27 protein-coding genes, 1 tRNA gene and 4 pseudogenes are annotated in these 25924 nt (G+C 43.5%); 26 read left to right on the top strand and 6 right to left on the bottom strand.

The annotated features are described in order from the left end of the window. Window positions 1–5: 5 nt before the first annotated feature. From hemL to tatA, 4 genes are all read left to right on the top strand, one after another. Entirely contained in the window at window positions 6–1298 is a 1293-nt protein-coding gene (gene hemL / locus DESPCE1_RS0114005; protein WP_014794580.1) for a glutamate-1-semialdehyde 2,1-aminomutase, read from the top strand. A gap of 23 nt (window positions 1299–1321) precedes the next feature. Then, entirely contained in the window at window positions 1322–1606 is a 285-nt protein-coding gene (locus DESPCE1_RS0114000) for a hypothetical protein (protein ID WP_019850859.1), read from the top strand. Between the two features lie 189 nt (window positions 1607–1795). Then, window positions 1796–2572 (top strand): peptidase, encoded by a 777-nt coding sequence (locus DESPCE1_RS0113995; RefSeq protein ID WP_014794578.1) that lies wholly within the window; start codon window positions 1796–1798, stop codon window positions 2570–2572. Window positions 2573–2763: 191 nt separating this feature from the next. Beyond that, entirely contained in the window at window positions 2764–2946 is a 183-nt protein-coding gene (gene tatA / locus DESPCE1_RS0113990) for a twin-arginine translocase TatA/TatE family subunit (protein ID WP_014794577.1), read from the top strand. Window positions 2947–3351: 405 nt separating this feature from the next. On the opposite strand, the gene DESPCE1_RS0113980 is transcribed toward tatA, so the two are convergent. Beyond that, window positions 3352–4158 (bottom strand): hypothetical protein, encoded by an 807-nt coding sequence (locus DESPCE1_RS0113980; RefSeq protein ID WP_014794576.1) that lies wholly within the window; start codon window positions 4156–4158, stop codon window positions 3352–3354. Window positions 4159–4448: 290 nt separating this feature from the next. Here DESPCE1_RS0113980 and DESPCE1_RS0113970 point away from each other — a divergent pair, with 290 nt between their 5' ends. Beyond that, window positions 4449–5513, top strand: a complete 1065-nt coding sequence (locus DESPCE1_RS0113970) for a tetraprenyl-beta-curcumene synthase family protein (protein ID WP_019850856.1) — start codon at window positions 4449–4451, stop codon at window positions 5511–5513. On the opposite strand, the gene DESPCE1_RS0113965 is transcribed toward DESPCE1_RS0113970, so the two are convergent. Next, complete coding sequence (locus DESPCE1_RS0113965; RefSeq protein ID WP_014794574.1) at window positions 5508–6542, bottom strand: polyprenyl synthetase family protein; 1035 nt, start codon at window positions 6540–6542, stop codon at window positions 5508–5510. The genes DESPCE1_RS0113970 and DESPCE1_RS0113965 overlap by 6 nt on opposite strands. A 163-nt stretch (window positions 6543–6705) precedes the next feature. On the opposite strand from DESPCE1_RS0113965, the gene DESPCE1_RS0113960 reads away from it, so the two are divergent. After that, window positions 6706–7443, top strand: a complete 738-nt coding sequence (locus DESPCE1_RS0113960; protein WP_019850854.1) for an SDR family NAD(P)-dependent oxidoreductase — start codon at window positions 6706–6708, stop codon at window positions 7441–7443. Window positions 7444–7543: 100 nt separating this feature from the next. Here DESPCE1_RS0113960 and DESPCE1_RS0113955 read toward each other — a convergent pair whose 3' ends face one another. Then, window positions 7544–7972: a CBS domain-containing protein gene (locus DESPCE1_RS0113955; RefSeq protein WP_014794572.1), complete on the bottom strand. Its 429-nt coding sequence runs from the start codon at window positions 7970–7972 to the stop codon at window positions 7544–7546. 141 nt (window positions 7973–8113) lie between these two features. Between DESPCE1_RS0113955 and larC the strand changes: the two genes are divergently transcribed. The 9 genes from larC to rsgA all read left to right on the top strand — a co-directional run bounded on the left by larC (window position 8114) and on the right by rsgA (window position 15351). Further along, on the top strand, window positions 8114–9310 hold the full coding sequence (gene larC, locus DESPCE1_RS0113950; RefSeq protein WP_019850853.1) for a nickel pincer cofactor biosynthesis protein LarC: 1197 nt from the start codon (window positions 8114–8116) through the stop codon (window positions 9308–9310). A gap of 132 nt (window positions 9311–9442) precedes the next feature. Continuing rightward, window positions 9443–9595 (top strand): aspartyl-phosphate phosphatase Spo0E family protein, encoded by a 153-nt coding sequence (locus DESPCE1_RS0113945; RefSeq protein WP_014794570.1) that lies wholly within the window; start codon window positions 9443–9445, stop codon window positions 9593–9595. Window positions 9596–9992: 397 nt separating this feature from the next. Further along, a tRNA-Leu gene (locus tag DESPCE1_RS0113940) sits at window positions 9993–10079 on the top strand. A gap of 422 nt (window positions 10080–10501) precedes the next feature. Continuing rightward, a complete protein-coding gene (locus DESPCE1_RS0113935) occupies window positions 10502–11572 on the top strand; it encodes an HD-GYP domain-containing protein (RefSeq protein WP_014794569.1) in 1071 nt (356 codons plus the stop codon). 142 nt (window positions 11573–11714) lie between these two features. Continuing rightward, window positions 11715–12050, top strand: coding sequence for a GNAT family N-acetyltransferase (locus DESPCE1_RS22125; protein ID WP_019850852.1), 336 nt, complete (start codon window positions 11715–11717; stop codon window positions 12048–12050). Between the two features lie 117 nt (window positions 12051–12167). After that, entirely contained in the window at window positions 12168–12584 is a 417-nt protein-coding gene (locus DESPCE1_RS22120; protein WP_019850851.1) for a hypothetical protein, read from the top strand. A gap of 458 nt (window positions 12585–13042) precedes the next feature. After that, entirely contained in the window at window positions 13043–13492 is a 450-nt protein-coding gene (locus DESPCE1_RS0113925; RefSeq protein WP_019850850.1) for an N-acetyltransferase, read from the top strand. Between the two features lie 160 nt (window positions 13493–13652). Continuing rightward, on the top strand, window positions 13653–13931 hold the full coding sequence (locus tag DESPCE1_RS0113920; RefSeq protein ID WP_019850849.1) for a CD3324 family protein: 279 nt from the start codon (window positions 13653–13655) through the stop codon (window positions 13929–13931). Window positions 13932–14067: 136 nt separating this feature from the next. After that, window positions 14068–15351 (top strand): ribosome small subunit-dependent GTPase A, encoded by a 1284-nt coding sequence (rsgA, locus tag DESPCE1_RS0113915; RefSeq protein WP_019850848.1) that lies wholly within the window; start codon window positions 14068–14070, stop codon window positions 15349–15351. Window positions 15352–15458: 107 nt separating this feature from the next. On the opposite strand, the pseudogene DESPCE1_RS0113910 reads toward rsgA, so the two are convergent. Continuing rightward, window positions 15459–17577 (bottom strand): annotated as a pseudogene (locus DESPCE1_RS0113910) (thioredoxin domain-containing protein). Window positions 17578–17964: 387 nt separating this feature from the next. On the opposite strand from DESPCE1_RS0113910, the gene DESPCE1_RS0113900 reads away from it, so the two are divergent. From DESPCE1_RS0113900 to DESPCE1_RS0113880, 6 genes and pseudogenes are all read left to right on the top strand, one after another. After that, entirely contained in the window at window positions 17965–18282 is a 318-nt protein-coding gene (locus DESPCE1_RS0113900; protein ID WP_014794565.1) for a helix-turn-helix transcriptional regulator, read from the top strand. A 19-nt stretch (window positions 18283–18301) separates the two neighbouring features. Beyond that, window positions 18302–18430: pseudogene (locus DESPCE1_RS23045) on the top strand (hypothetical protein); the annotation flags it as partial. Beyond that, window positions 18430–18831, top strand: a complete 402-nt coding sequence (locus DESPCE1_RS0113890; RefSeq protein WP_014794564.1) for an arsenate reductase ArsC — start codon at window positions 18430–18432, stop codon at window positions 18829–18831. The pseudogene DESPCE1_RS23045 and the gene DESPCE1_RS0113890, both read left to right, overlap by 1 nt. Window positions 18832–18862: 31 nt before the next feature. Further along, the gene (gene hgcA / locus DESPCE1_RS0113885; protein ID WP_014794563.1) at window positions 18863–19867 is read left to right on the top strand and encodes a mercury methylation corrinoid protein HgcA; all 1005 of its coding nucleotides are present in this window, start codon (window positions 18863–18865) and stop codon (window positions 19865–19867) included. Window positions 19868–19888: 21 nt separating this feature from the next. After that, window positions 19889–20185: a mercury methylation ferredoxin HgcB gene (gene hgcB / locus DESPCE1_RS22655; RefSeq protein ID WP_014794562.1), complete on the top strand. Its 297-nt coding sequence runs from the start codon at window positions 19889–19891 to the stop codon at window positions 20183–20185. Between the two features lie 169 nt (window positions 20186–20354). After that, a pseudogene (locus DESPCE1_RS0113880) lies at window positions 20355–20627 on the top strand (DUF3102 domain-containing protein); the annotation flags it as partial. A gap of 44 nt (window positions 20628–20671) precedes the next feature. Here DESPCE1_RS0113880 and DESPCE1_RS0113875 read toward each other — a convergent pair. Further along, window positions 20672–22102 (bottom strand): transposase, encoded by a 1431-nt coding sequence (locus DESPCE1_RS0113875; RefSeq protein WP_019850844.1) that lies wholly within the window; start codon window positions 22100–22102, stop codon window positions 20672–20674. 190 nt (window positions 22103–22292) lie between these two features. On the opposite strand from DESPCE1_RS0113875, the pseudogene DESPCE1_RS21470 reads away from it, so the two are divergent. From DESPCE1_RS21470 to DESPCE1_RS0113860, 3 genes and pseudogenes are all read left to right on the top strand, one after another. Continuing rightward, window positions 22293–22862: pseudogene (locus tag DESPCE1_RS21470) on the top strand (DUF3102 domain-containing protein); the annotation flags it as partial. 85 nt (window positions 22863–22947) lie between these two features. Further along, window positions 22948–23175 carry a DUF1659 domain-containing protein gene (locus tag DESPCE1_RS0113865; RefSeq protein WP_019850842.1) on the top strand — a complete coding sequence of 76 codons (228 nt, stop codon included), beginning with the start codon at window positions 22948–22950 and terminating at the stop codon, window positions 23173–23175. A gap of 36 nt (window positions 23176–23211) precedes the next feature. Continuing rightward, window positions 23212–23451: a DUF2922 domain-containing protein gene (locus tag DESPCE1_RS0113860; protein ID WP_019850841.1), complete on the top strand. Its 240-nt coding sequence runs from the start codon at window positions 23212–23214 to the stop codon at window positions 23449–23451. Between the two features lie 197 nt (window positions 23452–23648). On the opposite strand, the gene DESPCE1_RS0113855 is transcribed toward DESPCE1_RS0113860, so the two are convergent. After that, window positions 23649–24527 (bottom strand): AraC family transcriptional regulator, encoded by an 879-nt coding sequence (locus DESPCE1_RS0113855; protein ID WP_019850840.1) that lies wholly within the window; start codon window positions 24525–24527, stop codon window positions 23649–23651. 429 nt (window positions 24528–24956) lie between these two features. On the opposite strand from DESPCE1_RS0113855, the gene DESPCE1_RS23810 reads away from it, so the two are divergent. Both DESPCE1_RS23810 and DESPCE1_RS0113845 read left to right on the top strand, forming a co-directional pair. Next, complete coding sequence (locus DESPCE1_RS23810; RefSeq protein ID WP_019850839.1) at window positions 24957–25109, top strand: DUF5937 family protein; 153 nt, start codon at window positions 24957–24959, stop codon at window positions 25107–25109. 111 nt (window positions 25110–25220) lie between these two features. Further along, window positions 25221–25889 carry a PspA/IM30 family protein gene (locus DESPCE1_RS0113845; protein ID WP_019850838.1) on the top strand — a complete coding sequence of 223 codons (669 nt, stop codon included), beginning with the start codon at window positions 25221–25223 and terminating at the stop codon, window positions 25887–25889. Window positions 25890–25924 lie beyond the last annotated feature (35 nt).

Genomic DNA, 25924 nt, shown 5'->3' with positions numbered 1-25924 from the left:
TAATCTTGAGTTTTCAGGATCAACGAAGTAAGGAAGCTTTTGTCCGGGCCAATGGCGTCCTTCCAGGTGGAGTCAACTCTCCGGTAAGGGCTTTTAAATCCGTAGGGCGAGAGCCAATATTTATTGCCAAGGGACAGGGCGCGCGTCTATGGGATATTGATGGCAATTCCTATCTGGACTACGTTCTGTCCTGGGGGCCGCTGATTCTTGGTCATGCTCACCCGGCGGTAGTCGATGCTATTAAGGCTGCCGCAGAGCGAGGAACCAGTTATGGAGCGCCCACTGAGATCGAAACAGAATGTGCTGAAGAAGTGCTTAAAGCCTTCCCTTCTATGGAAATGGTCCGTATGGTTAGCTCCGGAACTGAGGCAACCATGAGTGCGCTGCGTTTAGCACGGGGAGTGACGGGACGTAACAAAATTGTTAAGTTTGAAGGGTGTTATCACGGCCATGGAGATTCCTTGCTGATCAAAGCGGGAAGTGGAGCATTGACCTTTGGGGTCCCTACTTCTCCGGGTGTACCCTCCCCTATCGCTTCAGAAACTATCGTTGCTCAATTTAACGACCTGGAAGGTCTAAAAGAGATTTTTGAGCAATGTGGGGAAGATATTGCCGGAGTAATCGTCGAGCCGGTTACCGGGAATATGGGAGTTGTTTTACCTCAACCGGGTTTTTTGGAGGGCTTGCGCTCACTGACCCGGGAATATGGCAGCTTACTTATCTTTGATGAGGTGATGACCGGCTTCCGGGTTAGTTATGGAGGGGCACAGGGCCGCTTCCAAATCGACCCGGATTTGACCTGCCTAGGTAAAATTATTGGAGGAGGTCTGCCTGTAGCAGCCTATGGCGGAAAAAGAAAGTACATGGAGCAGGTAGCTCCCAGCGGTCCTATTTATCAAGCGGGAACCTTATCCGGCAACCCGTTAGCCATGGCGGCAGGACTCATCACCTTAAGGCTCTTGCAGCAGGACGGGGTCTATGAGGGACTCGAAGAGAAAACCACCCGCTTAGCTGAAGGCTTGAAGTCCATTGCCCAAGAATTAGGGTTCCCCATTTGGGTCAACTCCGTCGGAGCCATGTTCTCTGCGTTCTTTACCAATCAACCTGTCGTGGACTTTAAGAGTGCCTGCTCTTCTGATGTTGAACTTTTTGGGTCATTCTTCAGAGGAATGCTGGAGCGAGGGGTCTACTTAGCTCCCAGTCAATATGAAGCGGTATTCCTTTCTTCCGCTCATACTGATGAAGATATTGACTATACCTTAGAACAAGCCAGGGATGTATTTAAATCCTTGGGCTAAATTGTTGAGAAAGGATTAAACGGATGGAAGGTAAGAAAATTATTCGCATGATCATATCCATAGGTTTATTCGTGGCCTTGATTACCATAATTTTTGTTTCTCAAGGACACGATCCCAATAACCCCCATGCCTCAATTCCTAAAGAAGAGTGGATCAGCGGGGAAAAGGGTCATGGATTTGCGGTTATAAATAATCAAAATCCCCAAAAGCAATGTTATCAATGTCATGAAAAACAAGGTTTGGGCGGAAAGAGCTATTGCCTATCCTGTCATGACCCATCCGGGGTGGACTATAATCTGCCGGATTAATCCAACGCCATCAACCGAATTAAGCCGCCGGTCCTCGGACCGGCGGCTTTTTGATGAGGGTGCTCTGGGATTAGGGCAGATGGGCCTGTTTAATCAGCTAATCAATTTGGATACTGTAAGAAATACAGTCACAGCCCTCTTTGCAATGGAATAATATGGTATATAATTTCGTCTGCATGGGGGTATTCTATGGATAAGGATGAACGACTTCACTATTTAGACAGTCTGGAGAAATTAAGAGGCTCAAAGGTCCTAGTATACTTCGCTTATACGCCCCTCGATGATAGCATTCTTGTCCCCTTATACGAGCAGCTCAAAGCAATCGGGCATACAGAGAAAATTGATTTACTCTTGCACAGTTATGGTGGAGCAGTAGACACCCCCTATAAGGTTGTCATGCTGATTCGTGAGTTCTGCAACGAATTTGGCGTAATCGTCCCCTTTGTAGCCAAATCTGCAGCATCCATGTTAGTCCTTGGAGCAGATGAAGTTGTTATGGGACCCGTCTCGGAGCTGGGGCCCATTGATCCGCTGATTAAGCATCCTCTTTATAAGGACCTATGGGTTCCTGTTCAGGCGATTCGTTATTGCATCGATTATCTTCAGCGCTCCATCGAAGATAATCCCAACCCTGAACTGGTTACCGGCATCATAACTCCTATGATCAATAAACTTGACCCTTGGTTGATCGGAGATTACGAAAAAGCCTTGAAGGCATCTCATCAATACGCCGAAGCCCTGTTATCCCGCTATATGTTAAAGGACAATCCTGAGCTCGTTCCTGTGGTTACCCGGGCTCTGACGGAAGGTTATTTTTCCCATGGCTATCCAATTGGACGGCAGGAGGCGAAAGAGTTGGGGCTGCGGGTGACGGAAGCTGAGGATGAGCTTTGGGATGTAATTTGGAGCTTGTATCGGGGATATGAAGAACTTTTTAGCACTAGCGATAGTGGAGAGAGAGTCTGAATTCAGGCTCTTTTTTGCTGCAAGAAAGTAATTTCACGGTGCACATTAAGAATACCCAATAAAATCATATTGAAAAAGTGGACATAATCCTGTAGGATAAGGAATGTAAAGAGAATGCGATATTATTCACGTTCTATTGAATTTATTAAAACAAATACTTGTGGTATATTAGATTATGGAGGTGTAGGATTATGTTAGTAACATTTGGTATGGTAACCCCAACTGTAATGATCATTGTTTTAATTATTGCATTGGTTCTTTTCGGGCCTGGTAAACTTCCCGAGCTCGGCAAGGCTTTAGGACGAGGAATTTCTGAATTCAAATCAGCAACCAATGGTGAAGAGAAGGAAGAAAAGAAAGAAGTTGAAAGCTAAGAGGTTGAAAGCTAAGAAGTTTAACCCTAAGGCAACTGTAGTACACTTTCTTTTCTAAGTACTGTAAATTGATGGATCAAATATGCAAAAAGCAGGCAAACCAGCTGTGAAGTGGGTGCCTGCTTTTTTTCGCTATGGGACAGGGGTGATCCCCGAAATAGCAGCTCTCGTGAACCTAAACAAAAAGAACGTGTCGCTCTACATCTACAATAAATGATTCGCGATACGTCCTTATACCTACTTTGCAAATAGTTGAGCTAATCCTAGCGCTATTACTAGTCACCATCCATTTTTAACACCTCTTCAAGTATATTCAACTTTATTATATATGCTTTAGTATGGACAAGCAAATTATTTGTTATACATTTTTATACATAATATGTATTTGTATTAAAAAGGTGAGAATCAACTAAATTCCCAACTTATCCTGTAGTAATACAATAGGCTTGGGTTATCAATTACCCATTCATATACATCATTATTGCCAATGATTTTACGATGTATTATTTGTGGTTGCGATAAATTAATTTGAGCAAAACTATCTGCATAAACACATCTCTTGACACTTCTTACCATGTTGTTAGGGACACAAAGTCTTAATATTATTCTTTCCGTTGGATTTCTTACTAAATGTCCTATAATAGGTTGCATTATTTTTGATGAATCACCTAGTTCATATTTTAACTTAAAAGTTGTAGGTTCGTTTTTTTCTAAGGGTACATCAAATATGATTTTAGCCGTAGTCAACGAGCTAGCATCCTTGCATAGTTCTACTTTATGATTATGGGGCGATTCAAGAATTGGTGAACTAATATAATCACCTGTCCAGTTATGAGAACGTTTCATTTCACTTAAGTCTTTTAGAGCAAATATATTATAATTTGAAGAATATGCGATATTTTCCCGCGTTTTAAAGTGTAATTCTGTTTCGATCTCTTTGTAAACATAATCCATTGAGAGAGAAGGGAATCTAGGTTTGAATTTATTGGAGCTATTCTTATAGATCTGAAAGGATCCTACTAACATTGCTCCTATAGAAATCCCAGCAATCAGGTACTGCCAAAACAAAACAACTTCACTATGCCATAATGAAATTATATTTGCCGCAATTAATGACCAAAGACTAATGAGAATAACCCAGATAATAGATGCAGATAAACTAGATACAATGCCAACTTTATACTCCACAGCAAATTTCTTATCTAGTTTCATTATATCCCCTCTCAGTAATACCATTTTTTGCCTAATTGGTAGAATTCGGCATATTGAAGATAATTCCTTCTTGTAATAGGAGAATTATTGATCAAAGTTTAATTGTCTATTTTCGAGCAATAGTTCAATCCCTGGAGGTTGGGCTTTTTTGGTTTTTTTAGAGTAGACCCCCATGTCGCTGCCGTAGCCCCAGCAGAGAACGAAAAAGCTGCTGGGGCGGGGTTAGGGGATGGAGGACTGGTTAAACTAAGACTAGAGTAGAATTTGAAAGCCATTAAGGAAGTGTATTTGTGGATATTGCCAAAGAAGTTTCTAATCCCCAATTGATTTATTCCTTTGTCAGAACCATATTTCCGGAGGTAAAGGCTCAGCTGAGCTTCTGGGAACAGAAAGCAGGTCGATGTCCCGACCGGGTACTTAGAGATCAAGCCCTGGCCAGTATAGCGCACAAAGAATTCCACTGTTTAGGAGGCAGCATTTATTCCCTGTATCCCGGTGTCAGGATTTCTGAGGTTATTGAGTTTGTGGTGGCGTATCAGACCATAAGCGATTATCTGGATAATCTGGTGGATGCTCTGGAGATTCAGGATGAACAAGCTTTTCGACAGCTCCATCTGGCCATGACCGAGGCTCTGGATGCAGGAACTCAGTGTTCCGACTATTATGCTTATTACCCCTATCATGAAGACGGGGGCTATTTAGTTGAATTGGTGCAGACATGTCAGAGAAGGGTTCAAAAATTGCCTTCCTACGGAGTGATTCGTCCTTTCATGATGGAACTGGCAGAGCTTTACTCGATGCTCCAAGTCACCAAACATTTGCATCCTGCTGAGCGTGAAAAGAAGATGTTATCCTGGTTAGATAAAGTAATCACCAAGTATCCGGGACTATCCGCCTGGGAGCTGGCAGCCGCTACGGGATCTACGCTGGGGACCTTTTGCCTTTTTGGCATGGCCTATGATCCCCGGCTTACGGAGAACGAGGCGAAAAAGACCAAAGAGGCCTATTTCCCATGGATTACGGGATTACATATTCTTTTGGATTATTTTATAGATCTTGAAGAAGATAGAAAGACCAACCAATTGAATTTTGTGGAGTATTATGGTTCAAAAGAAGAGCAGCAGGAACGGCTGCTGCTCTTCGTGGAGACTGCTCTTAATCGGGCCAGGTCTTTAAAATACCCTAACTTCCATGAAGCTATTATCAGAGGCTTATTGGCTATGTACCTATCCGACCAAAAAGGGAAATCCGGAGATTGCGGTCAAGTGACTCAGGAGCTAATAAGGGCGGGGGGAAGGCCTGTTAAGGTTCTGTATTGGATATGTCTTCAGCTAAGAAAAAAAGGTAGACTATGAATTACGGTAAAGGATAGTATGGGTGAGCTTTATAAGGAAGGTCTTGGATGGTGAAGGGGGAAGGGAGTTCAAAGCCTGAATGGCAGTTTGGGCGCAATGCAAGGCGGTGGCAAAGGCTTCATCCAGAGCCTCCGAGGAAATAAGAGCCTGAATAATTTTCTGAACATCCGCAGGGGATAAATTTCGGGTTTGCAGGATATCTCTAGCCCAAGGTCCATAGAGGGGCTTGTCTAAAAGATAGATGACGGGTAAAGTAATATAACCATTGGCCAGATCTGCGGCTACGGGTTTACCTGTTACTTGGGGATTTCCAGTGAAGTCCAGTATGTCGTCAATAATCTGATAAGCATAACCGAGATTCATGCCATAATGACCGAGGGCTTCGATGGCATCCTGGGATGCTCCCACACTGGCCGCGCCGGAGCAACAGCAGCTTGCCAGAAGAATTCCTGTCTTTTGGGCAATCCGTTTAAAATATTGGCTGGGTTCAACCGTTAAGTTATAGCGTTGTTCAGCCTGCTCTACTTCACCATCACACATGGATTGGATGGCGTCTACCAGATAGGACATACTCGTAAGGAGATGTTTATTGGATAAGATGCGAAAGGCCTCGGCAAATACATAGTCCCCGGCCAAAACTGCAACCTGATTCCCTTCTTGAGAATTGATCGTCGGGACACCTCGCCGCCGATCCGAGTGATCGATGACGTCATCATGAATCAGAGAAGCCATATGAATTAATTCTGCGGCTACCGCAGCATCAAGTGCTGCCGAATTGAGAGGGCCAAAACACTGGGCACTTTGTAGTGTCAAAAGGGGTCTCAATCGTTTTCCTCCCGAGGCCAGGAGCAGGAGACAGGAGTCCTTGATGGTGTGACCGGCCTTCAGGAAAGATTCCCGAAGCCGATCTTCAACAATGAGCAATTCGGGAAAAGAAATAACGGGGTTCGAAGATTGGACTTCTTCTCCCGTTAATAATTCGAGGTTTGAAGATTTTATCGTGATGGGGGCCATATCCAGAGAAGCCATGAAATCAGTCCTTTGCACTAACCTTTTCTCTAGTATTCCATGTTGACGCAAAAGGATACCTCAAAGGATTGAGATCTTGAACGTGCTCTCCTTCTGGGCTATACTGAAGAAAGAAAACGATGGATGCTTGCGGAAATACATAGTCGTTAAGGAGGAACCGGTGATGCTACAGGGAAAAACAGCTTTAATCACAGGAGGGGCTACAGGAATTGGCCGTGCAATCGCTTTAAAGCTTGCCCAAGAAGGTGTAAATATTGCTATTAATTATTCTCGTTCCCGGGAAGATGCCGAACAGACTTCCGAGGAGATCAAAAAGCTCAATGTAGCCTGCAGGATTTACCAAGCCAATGTGGCAAAGGATCAAGAGATTCGGGAAATGGTCAATGCAGTAGTCCAAGACTTTGGACAGCTGGATATTCTTGTCAATAGCGCAGGGATGACTCATTTTGTTGAACATGCCGATCTTGAAGGCATGAAAGATGAGTATTGGGACGAAATTTTTAGCGTCAATGTTAAAGGACTTTTTAATACCTGCCGTGCCGCTGCAGAAGCTTTAAAGAAGCAAAAAGGCTGTATCGTTAATATTACTTCCATCGCCGGTCTGACAGGATTGGGAAGCTCCATTGCTTACAGTGCTTCCAAAGCAGCTGCAATCAGTGTGAATAAATCCTTGGCTAGGGTCCTTGCTCCCGAAGTTCGGGTTAATTCGGTTGCCCCAGGGGTAGTCTTGACCCGATGGGTGAGCGGCAAAGAGGATCATATAACCCGGATGGCTGAGGGAACGCCCTTACAGAAGGTATGTACTCCGGAAGATGTGGCTGAAGTCGCCTATTCTTTAATCGCCCATGCAGGGTTTGTTACAGGTCAAACCTGGGTTGTGGATGGGGGCAATTTTATCTAATCTTGTTATAAGTTTTGATTATTTTTGCAGGATTAATGAGAGGATAGTATGTTCATCATAAGAGCATATATCCTTTTTTTTCGCAAACAAAAGTCCATCCCTAATCATCAAGGGATAAGGATTCCAACATACCTAAGGCTTTGGAGCAGTATTCCAGGATTTCGCGGCGGCGTACAATGCCGATAAAGATTTTTTGGTCATCCACTACCGGGATGAAGTTCTGTTCAACAGCTCGTGAGATAAGGTCTTCCATACGGGAGTTGATGGAAACCGGATAGTTTTGAATATGTTGTTCAATCTCAGTAAGTCGAATGGTATGGGTGTTTTGAAAGTCAAGACCGGGAGTATTTTTGAGCTTCCACAAGAGATCCCCTTCGGTAATCGTACCGAGGTAGTGACCCTGATCATCAATAAGGGGAATGGCTGAGTAGCGATGGAACTCCATTTTCTCTATGGCCTGACGCATGGTAGAATTGACTTTAAGGTAAATTACATCTTGCTTAGGTATTAAGAAAAAGGCAACATTCATGGTTTTGAACACCCCTCTTTATTTAACAAAAAAGATACATGGAGGATTCGACCGAGTAAGTAAGGAATTGAGATTCATTAGCCTGCCCTAGTATAGAGCAGCCTAAAATAATTTGCAAGATCTTTGTTAAGGAGAATTGATATGAAAGCAGCTTATTTGGATTGTTTTTCTGGTATCAGCGGGGATATGCTTCTAGGTGCCCTCGTTGATGCAGGATTAGATTTTAATCTTTTACAAAGAGATTTAGCAGGTCTGGATTTGGACGAATATGAACTGTATGAGCAGAAAGTAATTAAACAGGGAATCAGCGGTACCCAAGTCCATGTTCACTCCTTAGAAGGCCATGTCCACCGCAATCTGTCGGATATTCGGGAGATCATCGGCAGAAGTGTTTTGCCTGCCCAAGTCAAAGACAGAAGCCTGGAGATATTCACCCGCTTAGGGATAGCTGAAGCTAAAATCCATGGAACCGACATAGAACAGATTCATTTTCATGAAGTCGGAGCAGTCGATGCTATCGTGGATATTGTCGGTGCCGTAATAGGTTTTTGGCGTTTGGGAATTGAAAAGGTGTTCTCTTCGCCAATTCATGTGGGGAAAGGCTTTGTCAAGGCTGCACATGGGCTGTTACCTGTACCTGCCCCCGCGACTTTGGAATTATTGACCGGAGTCCCGATTTATTCGCAAGATGTTGAGGGAGAATTAGCCACCCCCACCGGAGCTGCCATAGTCACAGCTTATTGTCAGGATTTTGGTCCATTTCCGAAGATTAAAGTGGAGAGAATCGGTTACGGGGCGGGAACGAAAGATTTAATCATCCCTAACCTATTAAGGCTGACTGTGGGAGAGCTGGCCAATGAGGATAGTCAACATGAAGGGATTCGGGTAGGGGAGGCTTTAACCCTGGAAGTAAATATCGACGATATGAATCCTGAGCTTTACGATTATCTCTTTGAAAAGCTTTTCCAAGGGGGAGCCATGGATGTCTATATCCAGGATATCCAAATGAAGAAAAACCGTCCAGCCGTACTTTTGACTGTGCAAACTCCTTATCATAAACTGGAGGAAATTCGCAGGATTCTTTTTGAAGAGACGACCACTATTGGATTACGGATTTATCCTATAAAGAAATACATGCTTCCTTATGAGCTTCTTACAATTGAAACGAAGTACGGCTCAGCGCAAGTAAAGGTGGCTTTTTGGGAGGGGAGGGCCTGCACTGTGAGTCCGGAGTACGAGGATTGTCGCCGGCTTGCTCAACTAACAGGGAAACCCTTAAAGCATATCTACGAGGAGATAAAAGAGAAGGCAAAACAGGATATAATTATTACTAGATAGTAATGAGGTGGGAGTAGTCTCGATATTTTTCTTTATTCGACGAAATGTCTTATGGATTAATCGGGATAGATTCAGTAAAATAGATTTGTTAGTCTGTTTTAGTCTGTTATCAATAGAAAGGGAGTCAAATCTATGTGGAACCATCAATTGCTTAAGCTCATTGAGGATATGAGAAAAGAGCTTAATCAATTAGGTAAGAGAAAGCCTCTTACTGACCCTGAGGTTGTCGATTTAAGTCAAAAACTGGATAAGCTTCTCAATGAATATTACCTTACAGCAAAGTAATTAATAATTGATATTTTAGCCCTATCAGCGGATAGGGTTTTTTTGTACCTATCAGATCCCCAATATAGTTTTTAACAGTAACCATAGCTTCTCTATATCCTTTGCTCCATATCCTGGACTCATAGCTGTGATCTTCCAGTGGCTTTTCGGCCTCAATGTCAACAAAAATCGAGCAATATTTTTATTTTTGCGTAGAACCCATCGACCATCATTTTACTCACACTCCCTGCCTGCCCTCTATTTAATGTGTGCATATGGGGGAAGAGAAGTGTAAAAGCTCTTAGTGTAAAAGTTAATTTTGTATATATAATTTCGTAGTAAGGAAAACTTTTATAAATAGATTCAAAATTATTCTATTGACAAGTAGGTTCAGCTTTCATATAATATACATTGTTACGCGGTCGTGGCGGAACTGGCAGACGCGCTAGATTCAGGTTCTAGTGAGTGTACGCTCATGGAGGTTCAAGTCCTCTCGACCGCACCATAATGAAAATGTCGAAACCCTTGAGGAATCAAGGGTTTTTTGTTTTTATGCTTTGATTTCATTTTGCTAAATTGCGTGTCACAATTTAATGACTTCCTGAGGAGAAGATATTTCGGGACAGATTACAATTTTTAATTATTATAAATATAAATTTTTTATTAATCCTTTTATTTAGTAGTTCATTTTTTTAAAAAGCAAAAGTATAATGGTTTTAAAGCAGACGATAAAAAACTGAATGAATTGTTTTGATTCTTTGATTATGAGGCGATAGGACTAGTTAAAGGCTCATAGGACTAAAGGGAAAATATTTCGCAGTTAAAAAATAGAAGAGGATTAGAAATAATTTTGGCGAAATTGTATATACGTTTTGTTTAAATTGAGGCAAAATGGGTGTAATTGTAATACGGAAGCAGGAGTGTTGTATGCGATTAGTGAATATTGCCTATGTGGACGAAGGTGAAGTGCTTGCCCGGCCGCTGGTTAGTCCTAATGGAAAGGTCCTATTGCAGGCGGGAGTTAAACTCACCCGTAATTATATAGATAAGTTATCCCGTTTAGGGTTTGATACCATGTTTATTGAAGATGACACATTTCAGGATGTGGAGATCTATTCTGCCGTATCCACCAAGACACGTGAAATTGCATACGCATCCTTAGAAAATTTAGGCAAAAATCTTAATGAATCGCAGCTTCATGCCGTGAATCTGGATGAAGTTAAAAAGGCAGTACAAAACATCATCGCCGACCTTCTCTATAGCAAGGATATGTTGGGAAATGTTATGGAGATTCAGGGTTATGATGATTATACTTTTCATCATTCGGTGAATACCACAATTATCGCATTAATTATGGGGATATCCATGGGCTGGAATAATGGGAAACTGCTGGATCTTGGTATGGGTGTGCTCATGCATGATGTGGGTAAGATAAAAATTTCACCGGAGATTCTTAACAAGAAGGGACCTCTTACCCCTGAAGAGTTCGAAGAGATTAAGAAGCATGCTGAATATGGATTTGAGATCCTCCGCAAAAATCAGGATATTAATTTATTATCTGCACACGTCGCTCTTCAGCATCAAGAGCGTTGGGATGGCAGCGGTTATCCGAGGGGATTAAAGGGGACCCAGATTCATGAATATGGCCGCTTGGCAGCTGTCGCGGATGTTTATGAGGCGTTAACCAGCAAAAGGGTATATCGGAATGCTCTGCAGCCTTATGAGGCTTATGAATACGTTATCGCCAATTCAGATAAACTTTTTGAACCTAAAGTAGTACAAAACACCTTTTCCAAATGCATTACACCCTATCCTACAGGTTCAGGGATCCGCCTCACCAACGGCCTTCGTGGGAATGTAGTAAAGCAAAATTCCTCTTTTCCCACGCGGCCTTATGTCCGAATGACCCATGAAGGCGAGGTTCGACTCATTGCTCCAATTGATTATAACTTAGTGGAACACCCTTCCTTGCTCATCGTCGGCATAGAGAATAAGTAAAGATGAAACATAATCCAGTATAATATATTTTAAGATTTCTTGCTGAGCTTGTTCAGGGGTCTCATTTGCAACCTGAATAAGCTTTCTTTTTAAAAGAGTTTATCATATATGATGCAGTAGAAAAGTTAAGGAAGATGATTATATGAAGTTTATCTTGACTAGCAACATTAAGGACAATGACACATTGAGGCATAGTTATAACAGTTTAGCTGAGAAAACCTTTGGCCTATCCTTTGAGGAATTTTATCAGAACGGATATTGGACAGATAAATATATTCCATATTCCTTAGTTGATAATGGAAAAGTAATAGCTAATGCCTCTGTGAGTATTATAAAATTTCTGCACTATGGACAAGAAAAGCTATGCCTTCAAATCGGTACTGTAATGACAGATATTGATTATAGAAATCAGGGTTTGTCGCGCTATTTAATAGAAACCATCCTGAAGGAATGGAAAGACAAGTGCAATAGTATTTAACTTTTTGCTAATGATAGCGTTCTTGACTTTTATCCTAAATTTGGATTTGAAAAAGTCATTGAATACCAATGTAGTAGTCCAATTACTCCAACAAAAGGACATGTAAGGAAACTTGACATGGGGAGTGCAGATGATCGCGCTTTATTGAAACGATATTACGCCAAATCCAATCCATACTCCGCGCTTTCAATGGAAGACAACTATGGATTACTCATGTTTTATTGTACGTCCTTTATGAAAGACTGCATATACTTCTTGGAAGATTTCGATACTGTAATAATTGCTTCCAATGAAAATTCGGTTATAACCTGTTACGATGTTTTTGGCAGCGGTGACCACGCTCTCCTTGATGTAGTATCTAGAGTGGCAGAACATCAAATAAGCACAGTAGTTTTTGGTTTTACACCTATAGCGAATACTACTTTTAATTCTCTAGTTCTTATGGAAGAGGATACAACACTTTTTGTTTTAAAAGGAAAAGATAATTTATTTGTAAACAATCAGATGATGTTCCCTCTTTTGTCCCATGCATAATCGATGATTAATCATGCTGAACATTTTGAGGATAAATCAATACAGCCTAAAAACATCTTCCAAAGTTAAGAAAAATTTGTTATGATAGCTTTGATTATATAAAGGGTGGTGGCTTGATGTCGTCTATTCGCTAAGATAATGAACAATAAAAATTTTAGCTCTCATATCACGAGGGGTTTTTGTTGTGCTTATTTTGCGGATAGATAAAGCTTAGGCTACCTGTAATTGATTGAAAAAATTATAGGTTATTTACGCAGGGGAGCCAAGTGAACATGAATACATGTTAACTTGGTGACTGTCGCAATAATGTGAGAAACTCGCAAAGCGTTTTTCTTTATGTTAGTGTGCTATAAGCAAGCAGATAGCTCTAAGTGATAGAGTTATCTGCTTTTTTGTTGTTCAGAATGTTACTTTATTGAAATAATTTATTTTAATCAAAAGGAGAAAGATATTTAATTATGATCAGAGATTTTAAAGAAACCGATATCGAACAAATTATGAAGATATGGCTTAATACGAATATTAGGGTGCATCATTTTATCGACAGCAGCTATTGGATAAACAGCTATCCCACAGTTGAAAAAATGTTGCCGCAGGCGACTATTTATGTGTATGATTCCAGCAGTCAGATACAAGGGTTTCTTGGACTGAATGGAGATTACATTGAGGGAATTTTTGTTGATACAGAATATCAATCCAAGGGAACTGGCGGTCAACTGCTCAATTATGCCAAAGAGAGGCATAACAAACTTCTTTTGAATGTTTATCAAAGAAATGAGCGGGCAGTAAGATTCTACTTGAAAGAAGGATTCGTAATTTTGTCGGAACAGATTGAGGAGGAAACCAAAGAAAGCGATCTCACGATGGTATGGAAGCACAGTAGATTAGAGTCAAATCCAATTGAGTAAAGAAGAATTATTTAATGTTGAAGGCATATAAGGGAGGAAGCATTTTTATGAAGTTTAGTTCGGCGCGTTATGCATAGCAAAGGCTATCGCATAGCATCAAAAAATTGATACTTGTATAGCCTTTGCTCATTCCTGAACACCCAAATTAGGAGGAGCATAAATGAGCTATATCAAAGCAGCCGATGTGCTGCCCAAAGAAATAATAGATCTAATTCAAAAATATATTGACGGTGAATATGTTTATATCCCAAGAAAAGAAAGCAATCGTAAGGCATGGGGAGAAAACACCAAAGGCAAAGAGATGATTCTTTTCAGAAACATGGAGATTTACGAAAAATATACAGAAGGAATGCCGGTTGGCCATCTTTCGGAAACTTACTATTTATCACCGAAAAGCATACAGAAAATTATTGCAAAATTTAAACTGGAGAACCAGTAAACAAAGAAGCGCCATGGCGCTTCTTTGTTTCTGAAACGTCAATTCGGTTGCTCCTATGAGTAAACAGAATCTATACTATTTTATGAAAGAGTAAGTGCGCCCCAAAAGCCTGTCCCTTATTTAGGAGGAAACTAAGATGAAGAAGAAAGCTACTGTTGTAAATATCGTGAATAAACAAGTCCAAGTATTAGCGGAAGGTGAAATCATTTCCTGCCTGCTTCCTGGCTCTTTGGTCTCGAAGAAGAATGCATTGATTGTTGGTGATCAGGTTGAAATAGGACTTGCTGGGAATGATCAATATAAACTGATTCAAGTTCTGCCAAGAAAAACTGCCTTATATAGGGGAAATCGTCGTTCCACAGAAGAGAAAGTCCTGGTAGCAGCGAATGTTCAGTATCTTTTGGCGATCGTGACCGCCGATTACCTGCTCAATCAGGCAGGTTATTTGGAAGCGGCGATTATCGCCGCCAAACGAGCAGGAATTCAAGTCGGTATATTTATTAGCAAATGGGATTTAATTGGGGAAAGCAATCAGGCTCTGTTAGAAGCCAAACTGGCTCTGTATCAAACTTCCGTCGACTTCGTATTTGTAGGTTCAGCTCGTGAACGGCAAGAAGAACTAATTAAAACAGTTGAGGGAAAAACTGTGGTTGTTGTTGGTGATAGGTCTTGCGGCAAAACGTCTTTGATACATGGGAGTCTAAACAAACCATTAGAAAAAGAAGATTCCCGCTGTACTATGTCAAGCACTCATACCAGTGTTTTACAGGTTGGCTCCAGAGGAACCTTATGGATTGATACACCGGGCTTTCGCGATTTTGCCCTGCAGGAAATTTCCGCGGAGGAACGAAACGCGGTATTCCCTGAAATAGCGCAACTCATTGAAGGTTGTTATTTTAGGAACTGTACGCATGTCCACGAGGAAGGGTGCCAAGTTCTTGAGGCGCTTCGCGCGAAAAAACTCAAAAGAGAACGATATGATGCTTATCAGAAAATGGCGGATACCAGAGTCGTTACATGTACTTCCCCTAGAACTGATTATCGGCATTCAGCTTGTACAGAGAGCTTTACATGCAAGGCATGTGGGACGCTTGTTGTGCCGGAAGGTGCTGGGAGCCAGCATCGCAACCATTGCCCGAAGTGTTTATCGAGCGTACATGTAGACAATGAGCCGGGCGACCGTGCTTCCCTGTGCAAAGGAATAATGGAACCGGTCAGTGTGTGGGTGCGTAAGGGCGGTGAATGGGCGATTATTCACAGATGCCGAACGTGCGGCACTTTGAATTCGAATCGAATTGCAGCAGATGATAATCCGGCCCTGCTCATATCCATTGCAGTTAAGCCGTTGGCTATGACACCATTTCCCCTCGATAAATTGTCAATTAAAGATGGCTGCAGCGAAATTAGTTTTGGTAGATGATGAGTCCATTTCAGGTGAATATGAACAATACGGTGAAAGTGCGTTTCCAGACCATGGAAACGCACTTCCTAATTTTCAATATTGAAATGATGCTTTTTTTGTTGTATCTAAGTCAGTAATGCAGAGAGATCCTCGGCCTGATGTACGGGTTTGTGGCAGGCGTAATTTTGACATAGATAAGCGGTAACCTTGTCAGAATCCAAAGGATAATCCTTTAACCAGGGGATAAGCTCAGAAAGGGTACCATCTTCATAGAGAAGAGTAGTATAGGGACGGAATTCTTTAAAGATCATAGTCCTCATGTTCCTTAGCTCAGGCTGCTGCAGAGAGCCGGCCAGGATAATCTCCCTGCTTTCCTGGAGAGCGAACTGGATGGCTTGCAGAAAAGCGCTATATCCTGAAGGGTAAGTTGAAAGAGTGGATCTAAAAGCCATTATCTGTTCAGATGCCCTTTTCTCCAGATCCCCATCTCCAGTAAGCCGGGCAAGCCGAATCAGATTTAGGGCAGAGACGGAGTTCCCTGAGGGAGTTGCCCCATCATAGATTTCTTTCGGGCGGATCAGCAGTTCCTCAGCGTCTTTGCCTGTTAAGAAGTATCCGGTCTTTTCCGAATCCCAGAAAAGTTCATCCTGCTGACGTTGCAGCTTTAGAGCGAATTCCAGATACTCCTTTTTTCCGGAAACCTGATAAAGTTCGATGAGCCCCCAGATTAAAAAGGCATAATCATCCAAATAGCCTAAATGGGCGGAATCGCCATCCCGGTAGCGGGCCAACAGGCGTTGATTGGGGTAGAGGTTTTTTTGGATAAAATGAACGGCTTTCTCTGCTCCTTCACCGTAGGCGGGATCGCCAAGGATTTGGGCACCTTTGGCTAAGGCGGCGATCATTAATCCATTCCAGGAGGTGAGGATTTTATCATCCTTGTGAGGATGGATTCTTTTCTTGCGGACAGCAAAAAGCTTTTTCCGGGATTCTTCGAGGTGTTTCTTGAGGCTTTCAGGAGATTGATTCCATTCTGACTCCAGAGCTTCCCAATCCGTATCCAGAAGATTGGGGATATTTTCCCCTTCAAAATTGCCTGCCGGGGTGATTCCGTAGGCCTGGCAATAGAGCCGGCCTTCTTCGTCCCCAAGAATTTCGTGGATCTCCTGTGGAGCCCAGACATAGAATTTTCCTTCCACTCCTTCGGAATCCGCATCTTCTGCAGAATAAAAGCCTCCTTCCGGAGCGGTCATATCCCGGAGGACATAAGTGAAGATTTCCCGGGCCTTTTGCTCATCATGAGGGTTATGTTGGACTTGGTAGTTCTCAAGATAGGCAATGGCTAACAAGGCATTGTCATAGAGCATTTTTTCGAAATGAGGAACAAGCCAATGACGGTCCGTACTGTAGCGGGCGAAGCCAAAGCCCACATGATCATAGATCCCACCTTGTCCCATGCGCTCCAGAGTGGTACGGACCATAAGGGCGGCCTGCCGGGCCGCGGAGTCATCCCCATGGTCATGGGCATAACGCAGAAGGAAGGTTAAATTATGGGGGGTGGGGAATTTCGGTGCCCGCCCAAATCCCCCATAGTGGGGATCAAAGGACTTTTGCAAGGTTTGAAAGGCTGTGTCCAGAATCTCCTTTGCCCAAGGAATAAAATCGTCCTTCTGAGCAGGAGTCAGTGAATCCACAGAGGGCTCTTCACGAGAAGTAACAGCCTTATAGATGGCTTCAGCCGAGTCGCGAATCTTTGGCTTATCTTTTTGCCAAAGCTCTCCCAGCTGGGACAAAAGATCGAGAATTCCTGGTCTCCCGTAGCGGCTTTCTTTGGGGAAATAAGTCCCGGCATAGAAAGGCTTCCGCTCATCAGGAGTCAGAAACAGGGTCAAAGGCCATCCCCCTGAGCCAGTGAGAGCCTGACAGAATTCCATATAGATATGGTCTACATCGGGGCGCTCTTCCCGATCCACTTTAATGGGAACAAAGTAACGGTTAATGAGTTGGGCGACCTCCTCGTCTTCAAAGGATTCCCGCTCCATGACATGACACCAATGACAAGTCGCTTAGTATAGACAACTACGAATACCCAATAGATAAAAATATCGGCTTATCTTCGGCTTTTGCTTTAGCAAAAGCTTCTTCACTCCAAGGGTACCAATCGACGGGATTATAAGCGTGTTGAAGAAGATAAGGAGACTTTTCATTGTTTAATCTATTGGGTATGCTTTTAACGTTTGTCATAGGGCATCACCTCCTTGTTTTATAAATTTCTTATATTATCTCACAATGGGCAATGAATATGTTATGGCCGCTATAAAATCTTCTTAGATGATGGAATATGTGAGAAACAAGAGTAGCTACATGAGTGACAATAATGAGAATCGGAGAATTTTCTTCCGAAACGTCCGAAAAGGTCGGAGAAAAAAATTCTTACTATAACCCGGATCACGCAACGACCTAGGCCAAAGTTAACTGCATGTTGAAACTTCCAGATCCGTTCAGCTGTGCAGCCTATTGCGAGTAGAAATAATTCTGCGAAAAAAATGTGGGACTCCTAGTTAATATTGACGTTCTTCGATATGAGTCATATAATAAACATATTGATAAAAGTAGATTTGAGGTATTGATATGGAAAATAAATATCAAAATAACGCAAAAATTTTTAAAGCACTCTGCGATCCAAATCGGCTCATGATTATAGAGATGTTGCAAAGTGCTGAGAGATGTGCCTGTGAAATCCTCGAGGATATGAAGGTCGGGCAATCAACCTTATCACACCACATGAAGATTCTTTGTGAATCCGGACTTGTGGATAGCCGAAGGGAAGGAAAGTGGATGTACTATTCTCTTGATAAGGAGGGATGCGAAGCTGCCAAAAATCTGTTGGATGAAATAATAAGCCAAAAGGAAAATAATAATGTAGGAGGTCGCCAATGTGAGTGTTAAAGACCCAGAGAAATTATTAATGCTAGATCACTTTCTCTTGCCAAGTCTTGCTAAGAAAAAATATAAGGAGATTGGGAAAGTTGCCCAAAATAAAAAGGTTCTCCGTCCGTCTTTAGTTCAAAACTGGATAATAGGTCCTGTGTTGATATGTACAAAGTAAAGGTTGCTTTCATCTGTGTTCATAATTCTTGCCGTTCACAGATGGCAGAAGCCCTTGGTAAAAAGATGGCTTCCGATGTATTTGAGCCCTATTCAGCGGGCACTGAAACCAAACCTTCTATCAATAAAGATGCGGTCCGAATTATAAGACAGCTTTATGATATCGATATGGAAAAGACGCAGTTTTCCAAGCTTATCCAAGATATCCCTCAACCAGATATCGTGATTACGATGGGATGTAATGTCTATTGTCCCTATGTACCCTGCAAATACCGAGAAGACTGGGGTTTGGAAGATCCAACCGGAAAAAGCGATGAAGAATTTATTCTCACGGCAAGAATAATAGAAAAAAAGGTTTTAGAACTGAAAGAACGGTTAACTAGCGGCTGAAATTAATGTCTAAGTGAGGAAGAGGTGGAGTATGTTATCCATCGAAACGAATAGAGAAATTAAGATCATGCAGACATCAACTCAATTAACCTTTCACGATAGATTGGGTTCGTGGAAGGCTCGTTGGGGTATTAACAGAATGAATTATAAAGTAGAGGCGGGGCTTTATCGTGTGGGAGACCCTAATGAGAATTCCCCGGTTCTCGTTACAGCCAATTACAAAATGAGTTTCGATAGTTTGCGGAAAGAGTTATCAGGCCTGGACACTTGGATTTTGGTTCTTGATACTAAGGGAATAAATGTATGGTGTGCTGCCGGCAAGGGGACATTTGGAACAACAGAGCTCCTTAATCGTTTAGCGATTGTGCAGCTTGATAGGGTTATTTCACATCGAACGCTTATCTTACCTCAGTTAGGAGCTCCGGGTGTAAGTGCCCATGAGATTACAAAGTATTCCGGGTTCAAGGTCATTTATGGGCCGGTGAGAGCCAAAGATTTAAAAGAGTTCATTCAAGCGGGAATGAAAGCCACGCCTGAAATGAGAAAGGTGCGATTTAGTGCGTATGATCGTCTTGTTTTAACACCGATTGAACTTGTGGGCACGTTAAAGGCATCCTTAATGATTTTTGGAATACTTTTTTTGTTAAATCTTATGGGGCTTGGGCCTTTTGGTTTGGTCGACTTTTATGGATATATGGGTGCCGTAATTATCGGCTGTGTATTGACGCCGGTATTGCTACCCTGGATTCCAGGGCGGGCCTTTGCGTGGAAAGGTTGGTTATTGGGACTGGTTTGGACTGTGTTTGTTAATGCCACTAATGGATGGCCCTATGACCCACAATACAGTATGCTTCAGGCTCTTGGGTATGTACTTGTTTTTCCTGCAGTTTCTGCATATTTAGCCATGAATTTTACTGGTTCTTCAACGTACACTTCCTTCTCAGGGGTTTTGAAAGAGATGAGGATAGCAATCCCGGCTATAATTGTATCAATTTTTATAGGTTGTGTATTGATTTTAGTCAATAGCTTTATATAAGAATTAAAGGGAGATTAAAGCATGAAGAATCAATATTTAAGAAACGTTTCAACCTTGAAATTGGAACAAAGCCTATGCACAGGCTGTGGAAAATGTATCGAAGTTTGTTCTCATCAGGTTTTTGCGATCGTTAACAGTAAATGTTCTGTTGTCAATAAAGACGGTTGCATCGAATGCGGTGCCTGTGTTAAGAACTGTCCGTTTCTTGCATTAGAGGTCAAGCCTGGCGTAGGTTGTGCTTCAGCTATTATTAAAGGTTGGTTGACTGGCACAGAACCTAGCTGCGACTGTTCTTCTGATAGTGGAAGCTGTTGTTAAGTTGATACCACAACAATTCTTAGTGAATTTACAACATTGCATGGTTGCATAAGTACTAATACTCGAAATTTATGTAGTGAGCTCCCTGCTTTTGTCTGTGAATTTCACGATCCCTGGCCCGTCGGCATATTCTGCATTAGATCAATTAAGGAAAGGGCGGGCATAGGGAGTGAATGATTTAGCAACCGAACGGACGCCGCTGGTGATAGCGGCTGAAATAAATATGATTACCCACCAAACCAAAAAAATTCTGCTTGCTAGTGCCGTTGAAATCGGCCGCCGGCTGAAAGAAGCGAAGAGCTTGGTCAAGCATGGGGAATGGGGTAAGTGGCTGGAAGAGTCGGTGAGCTATTCCCAGCAAACTGCCGGGAGACTGATGAAGCTCTATGAAGAGTATGGGTCCAGCTTCCCTGACGGATCCGACAGCTCAAATTCGTCACCAGGGGTCTGTTGACAAATGGGGTAAATCATAGCGATTAAGGACCATCAACAATAATTAACTGAGAGATTTCTCTGCAGACTTACTATCCTCAGCTTAATTTGCGGATAGGAGACAGCTGGCCTGAGCGGTGCTGTCCCATACTTCACCAATCTTTTCAGGTTCAGGGCCATTGCCGAAAAGAGGCATTGTTCCTGGACTTTCTCAATGCCTCGCTTGCGAGTGAACCTTAGATTGTGACATCGCTTTTGAAGAGCAAAATTCCCTTCACATATTACCTGCCGCTTGCGCATGACGTAGCGGTATAAGGCTGTTCCGACTAAGGCGTGATGGCGTTCCTGATCTTCTTGATAGAAATCCCGTCTGACTTCTTTGTAATTCGCCTTCCCGGCAATACATTGACTTTTCAAAGGACAGTTTTTACAATCTTCTGATCGTGTGACATAGTTTTTACCCACTCTGTAATGTGCTTTTCTTACACCTATGTAACGCAGTGTGCAGTCGTTAGGACAGATATAACGGTCATTCTGAACGTCATAGTGAAAATCCTCAATGGTAAACAGTCCTCTTTCTTTACGCCAATGGGCTGTATGACCAGGATTGACAGGGATATAGGCTCTTATTCCAAGCTGATGTAATCCATGATGAACTGCCACTGTATCATAGCCGCTATCCAATCCGGCATAGCGGAAAGGAAGTCGACATTCTTTCTTTTGGTAAGCTATCCGTTCCACACAATAGGGGGCGTCGGTCACATCCCCCGGCGTGACATGGACGTCGGTTACGATACCATAGCGGATATCTGAGCTTTGATGGCAAAGGTAGTGAAAGCCTGCCGGCTTGGGATGTCTGTGCATCCACCCGGCTTCAGGATCAGAGAGAGACTTTTTTTTAACCGTCAAGGTCATGTCTGCCTCTTCTGTTTTTTGCCGGATATGACCGCCGTGCTCGTCGTTGAGCTTGAGCCAGTAGTCATTCGGACCTTCCACAAGAAGGACTTTCTCTGCATGTCCGTTAGCGGCATTGGCTTTAATATGGGTGGAATCCATGACAACGCATTCACCGCCGATGAGTCCTGCTTCGGCGCAACGCTCAACCACGGTATTAAAGATCTCCCGAAACACTTCCGTATCCTTGAACCGGCGTCTGCGGTTTTGAGAAAAGACCGAGTGATCCGGAACCTTATCTTCTAAGTCAAGACCTAGAAACCAACGATAGGCGATATTGACGAGGATCTCTTGTTCCAGCTTCCGTTCGGAGTCTATTCCGTAGAGGTAGCCGATCAAGAGCATTTTTACAAGAACAACCGGATCAATGGAGGGTCGTCCTTTATCGCTGTATAAAGGCCTCATCATGTCATAGACAAAGCTGAAATCTATGGCTGCGTCCAGCTTGCGCAGAAAGTGCCCTTTCGGCACGAGGTCCTCCATAAAGACACAAAGCATACGGTTTTGTTTGTGTTGTTGCTCTTTCATCATTGGCGCCACCCCCTACACCATTATACCATGTCGAAGGAGATACCCTTTGATTTTCCAGGGTCCAAGGGGAGTGATGGTGAAAAACGCCGGTTTTGAGACGAGTCATCTAGATGAGTAATTTCGAAATGATCTAATCTTGAACTTACTTGTCATATCTCGATGTTGGCTGACAAGCATCTATGCTTTTGTCAACAGACCCCCAGTGTCGAATTTGACTTACACCCAGGCTCTCCTCTTGCTGAGTTTACCGGGAGAGGAGCGGGAGGAATTCATGGCCCAGAACGATGTGGCTGGCATGACGAAACAGGAGCTGCAGCAGGTCCTGAAAGACAGAGATCAGGCCAAGGTGGGGAAGGAGCAGGCCGAACAGGAAAATGAAGTACTCAAAAAAGGGCTGGAGAAGATCGACAGCGCTCTCTCCGAATTAAAAAAGGAACAGGCCAAAGCCCCAGTACAGCCTGATCATCCGGAAAATGTCCAAGGGGAAGCCCCGGCAAGCCATGCCGCTTTACCGACTCACAACCTTCAAACCGAACTGGACCCCAACGCCGCCTCTAAGTATGCGGAACGCTGCGACACCTGCTGCAAAACCATCAGCACGACCTTCTTCGAGTTGACGACGGCCCTTACCAATCTGACTCATCTTGATGCGAAGCTGAAAGAGGAAAAAAGAAAAGAAGCCCAGAAGCTGCTTGATTTCATAGCTGAGATGATTAAGGAGTGGCCGCCTGCCAAAAAGCCCCTTAAAGTTATTCGCTGATTGTGGAACCTTTCGTCAGCCCATGCCATAGTATGTTGATAGGACAGCCTAGCCTGTCACATGGGGATGAAAGGAGATGATGTTAATGCCCGTTGTTGCGGTACCATCCGGCGCGGCCCTGGTATTGGTCTATCAGACCGGCCTCAGCCCCACCGGCGCTCCGATCACCAGGCAGCGAACCCTGAGCAATATTGACTATAATGCTACGGAGCAAGCAGTCTATGAAGGGGCTCACGCCATTTTTAGCCTGTCGGAGTATACACTCCTGGACGTCTATTTCCGCAAAACTGAGGAATTGATCAACGAGGAATAAATTCAGGGTAAATTCAAGGGAAGGGAGGTGCCTCATTTGGCCGTGACCACGAGCAGAACAGGAAGGCTAACCTTCACAACCAGTGGAGGGAATACGTTCTCGATAACGGTTCCCCAGCCGCGGGAGGGTATTCAGTTGGCTGAAGCCATGAACGTCATGAATTCACTGATTGCCGGCGGGATATTCCTCACAGCACACGGCACCCTTACAGGCGTAAGGGATATAAAGGTCATCGACACAACGACGAATGACCTTTATGATCCTCCGCAAGTGTAAACGGGCAGTGCCAGCTTAAATGATGAAAGAGCGGGGGCAGGCTGAAGGAAAGCAGGATTTGCCGGCAGCTTGCGCCCCGGTCTCATCGTTTTTCCTGCACGCTGTTAATACTATGATATGAACTTTCCGCTGTTTGATCTATTAAATATTTAAAAACAGGAATAGGAGAAGCACCTTTCGGAACTTCTCCCGCTGGATTATTTCTTTTCCACCGCGACCCAGATTTCGCAGGTATAGCTGGGGTCCGTCACATTGGCCGAGGGGTAAGCCTCAAAATCCGTACCGCCGCAGGGCTGATACTCACTGGTAGGGAAAAACTCGCTGTAGATCTGCTGATAGAGCTTCTGGAACGCCTCCGGCATCTTGCCGATGCAGGGAAACACTACATAAGTGTGGGCAGGAATCTCCTCCACAGTCAAGCCGGCATCGGTGACAGGCATACCGTTGTAATGGGCACCGATGGCGTAGGGAAACTCCGTGTCACTGGCATCCTTGCCAAAGCTGGTGCCTACGATGCAGTTCGGAAAAATATTATCCTCTGGGATATACTTGCACAGCGCCGGAATGGTGCCGTCCGTGCTGCATATCTGCCAGAAACGGGAGATTTCCTCCGTCGTCAGTTCCGCCTTGCAGGAGACCTGCTTCTTTTTGCAGATGATCTGAAATGCGTCCTTGGTCTCAATTCTGTAATTCATCATGTTTCCTCCGTCTAAAATCAGTTTTACGGAAAGCGGAGAAAAGGATTTGAGCGCAGCGCCGCCCTGCTTCGCCTGCGAGGGTGATACCCCATGGAATCGGGTGAAAGCACGGCTGAAACTCTCAGGCGTATCATACCCGTACTTGAACGCGGCGTCGATTACCCGGATGCCTGACGACGCAAGCTCGTTTCCCGCAAGGGAGAGCCGCCGCATCCGAACGTAATCGCCTAACGTGAAACCACAAAGGATGCTGAAAACCCGCTGAAAATGAAAGCTGGACGAATAGGCCTGCTTCGCCGCTTCTTCATAGTCAATGGGTTCCGTAATATGGGCTTCCACATAATCCACAGCCCTCTGTATACCTGTGATCCAATTCATCGCTTCGCTTCCTTTCCGTATGAGTCCATGATAAAGGAAATTACGCTATGTTTCATGACATTCCGTGCGGTTCGATGTTGACCCACGGGTGGTAGGGAGCTTATCAGATCGGAATTTAAAAGAAAGAGATGATATAAATTTGCTCCGTGTTCACTCTATCTTTCGACAAGAAAATGATATCATAAACGCAGAGCATTGCCATGCAAATTTGTAAACTCGCAATGGACAGTCAACGTCTCATTACAATTCTACTATAGAAAAGATAATCTAGTTCGGCCTCAAAATTCATTTAGGTGATAATAAGGTCTTGACATCCGATAGACATATCTCTACAATTTAGGCAATTTACCTAAATCCAATCAAGGATTAGCCAAATGGCTAATCAAATGGAGGAGGAGCAAACTGCTCGGCAATTGGCTGCAAAAACATGTGCTGATCGAATACTCGCCATTTTTAGAAATGGTTGCCAGCCTTCATGTTTTACAGGATCCGGAACACCACCTGGGGAGACTGAACTGGGCACGGGAAACAGAGGCCTTACTTTCCCATGCTCTGAAGACTGGGAAAATCAATTTGTTCTAAACTAAATTTCCACAATATTCATGCTCTGGAAAGGAATATAACATAAGGATGACGAAATAGAGTAGTAAATAAGGTGACTTCTATTAGAAATAATGTAAAGGAGTGAAGTGTATGAGTTTATTTAAAAGGGTAAGTGACAACATCAGGGCCAATCTTAACAGCTTGCTGGATAAAGCCGAGGACCCGGAAAAAATGTTGGATCAATATCTTCGCGATATGGAAGAGGATATCGCCGATGCCGAAGTGGCTGTAGCCAAGCAATTGGCAGTGGCCTGGAAATTCAAAGCTCAGTTAGATGATGCGGTGGCACTGGTCGAGAAACGTGAAGCTCAGGCTATTGAGGCCCTGCAAAATAACCGTGAAGATCTGGCCCGCAGAGCCCTTGAGGACAAAAATATCAATAAAGCCAAGACCGAGGAATACCGCCTGCAATACGAAAACAGCAGTTCCATGGCCGAACAGCTTCGCTCTGAGTTAAAAGATATGAAAAATGAATATGAGAAGTTGCGTGTTAAGCGGGATACCCTGATAGCCAGGGCCCAAGCTGCTAAAGCACAAAAAGAAATCTATGGAGCCACGAGCGGATTGGGTAAGGACAGCACCCGGAGGAATTTTGATAGAATGGAGGATAAAGTCCTGCGTATGGAAGCTGAGGCCAAGGTCGCGGGGGATTTAAAAGAAAAAGATCTTGATCAGGAGCTGGAGTCCCTGGGCAAGGATGCCGAAATAGAAAAGGAATTGGCAGCCTTAAAGGAACGCCTTATGGCAAAAAACGAGTAAGAGCCGGAGGTTAAATAGCGAGGGGAGGGGATAGT

This window comes from Desulfitobacterium sp. PCE1 (genome assembly GCF_000384015.1).
Lineage (GTDB): Bacteria > Bacillota > Desulfitobacteriia > Desulfitobacteriales > Desulfitobacteriaceae > Desulfitobacterium > Desulfitobacterium dehalogenans.
This window is presented reverse-complemented; position numbering and strand designations above follow the sequence as displayed.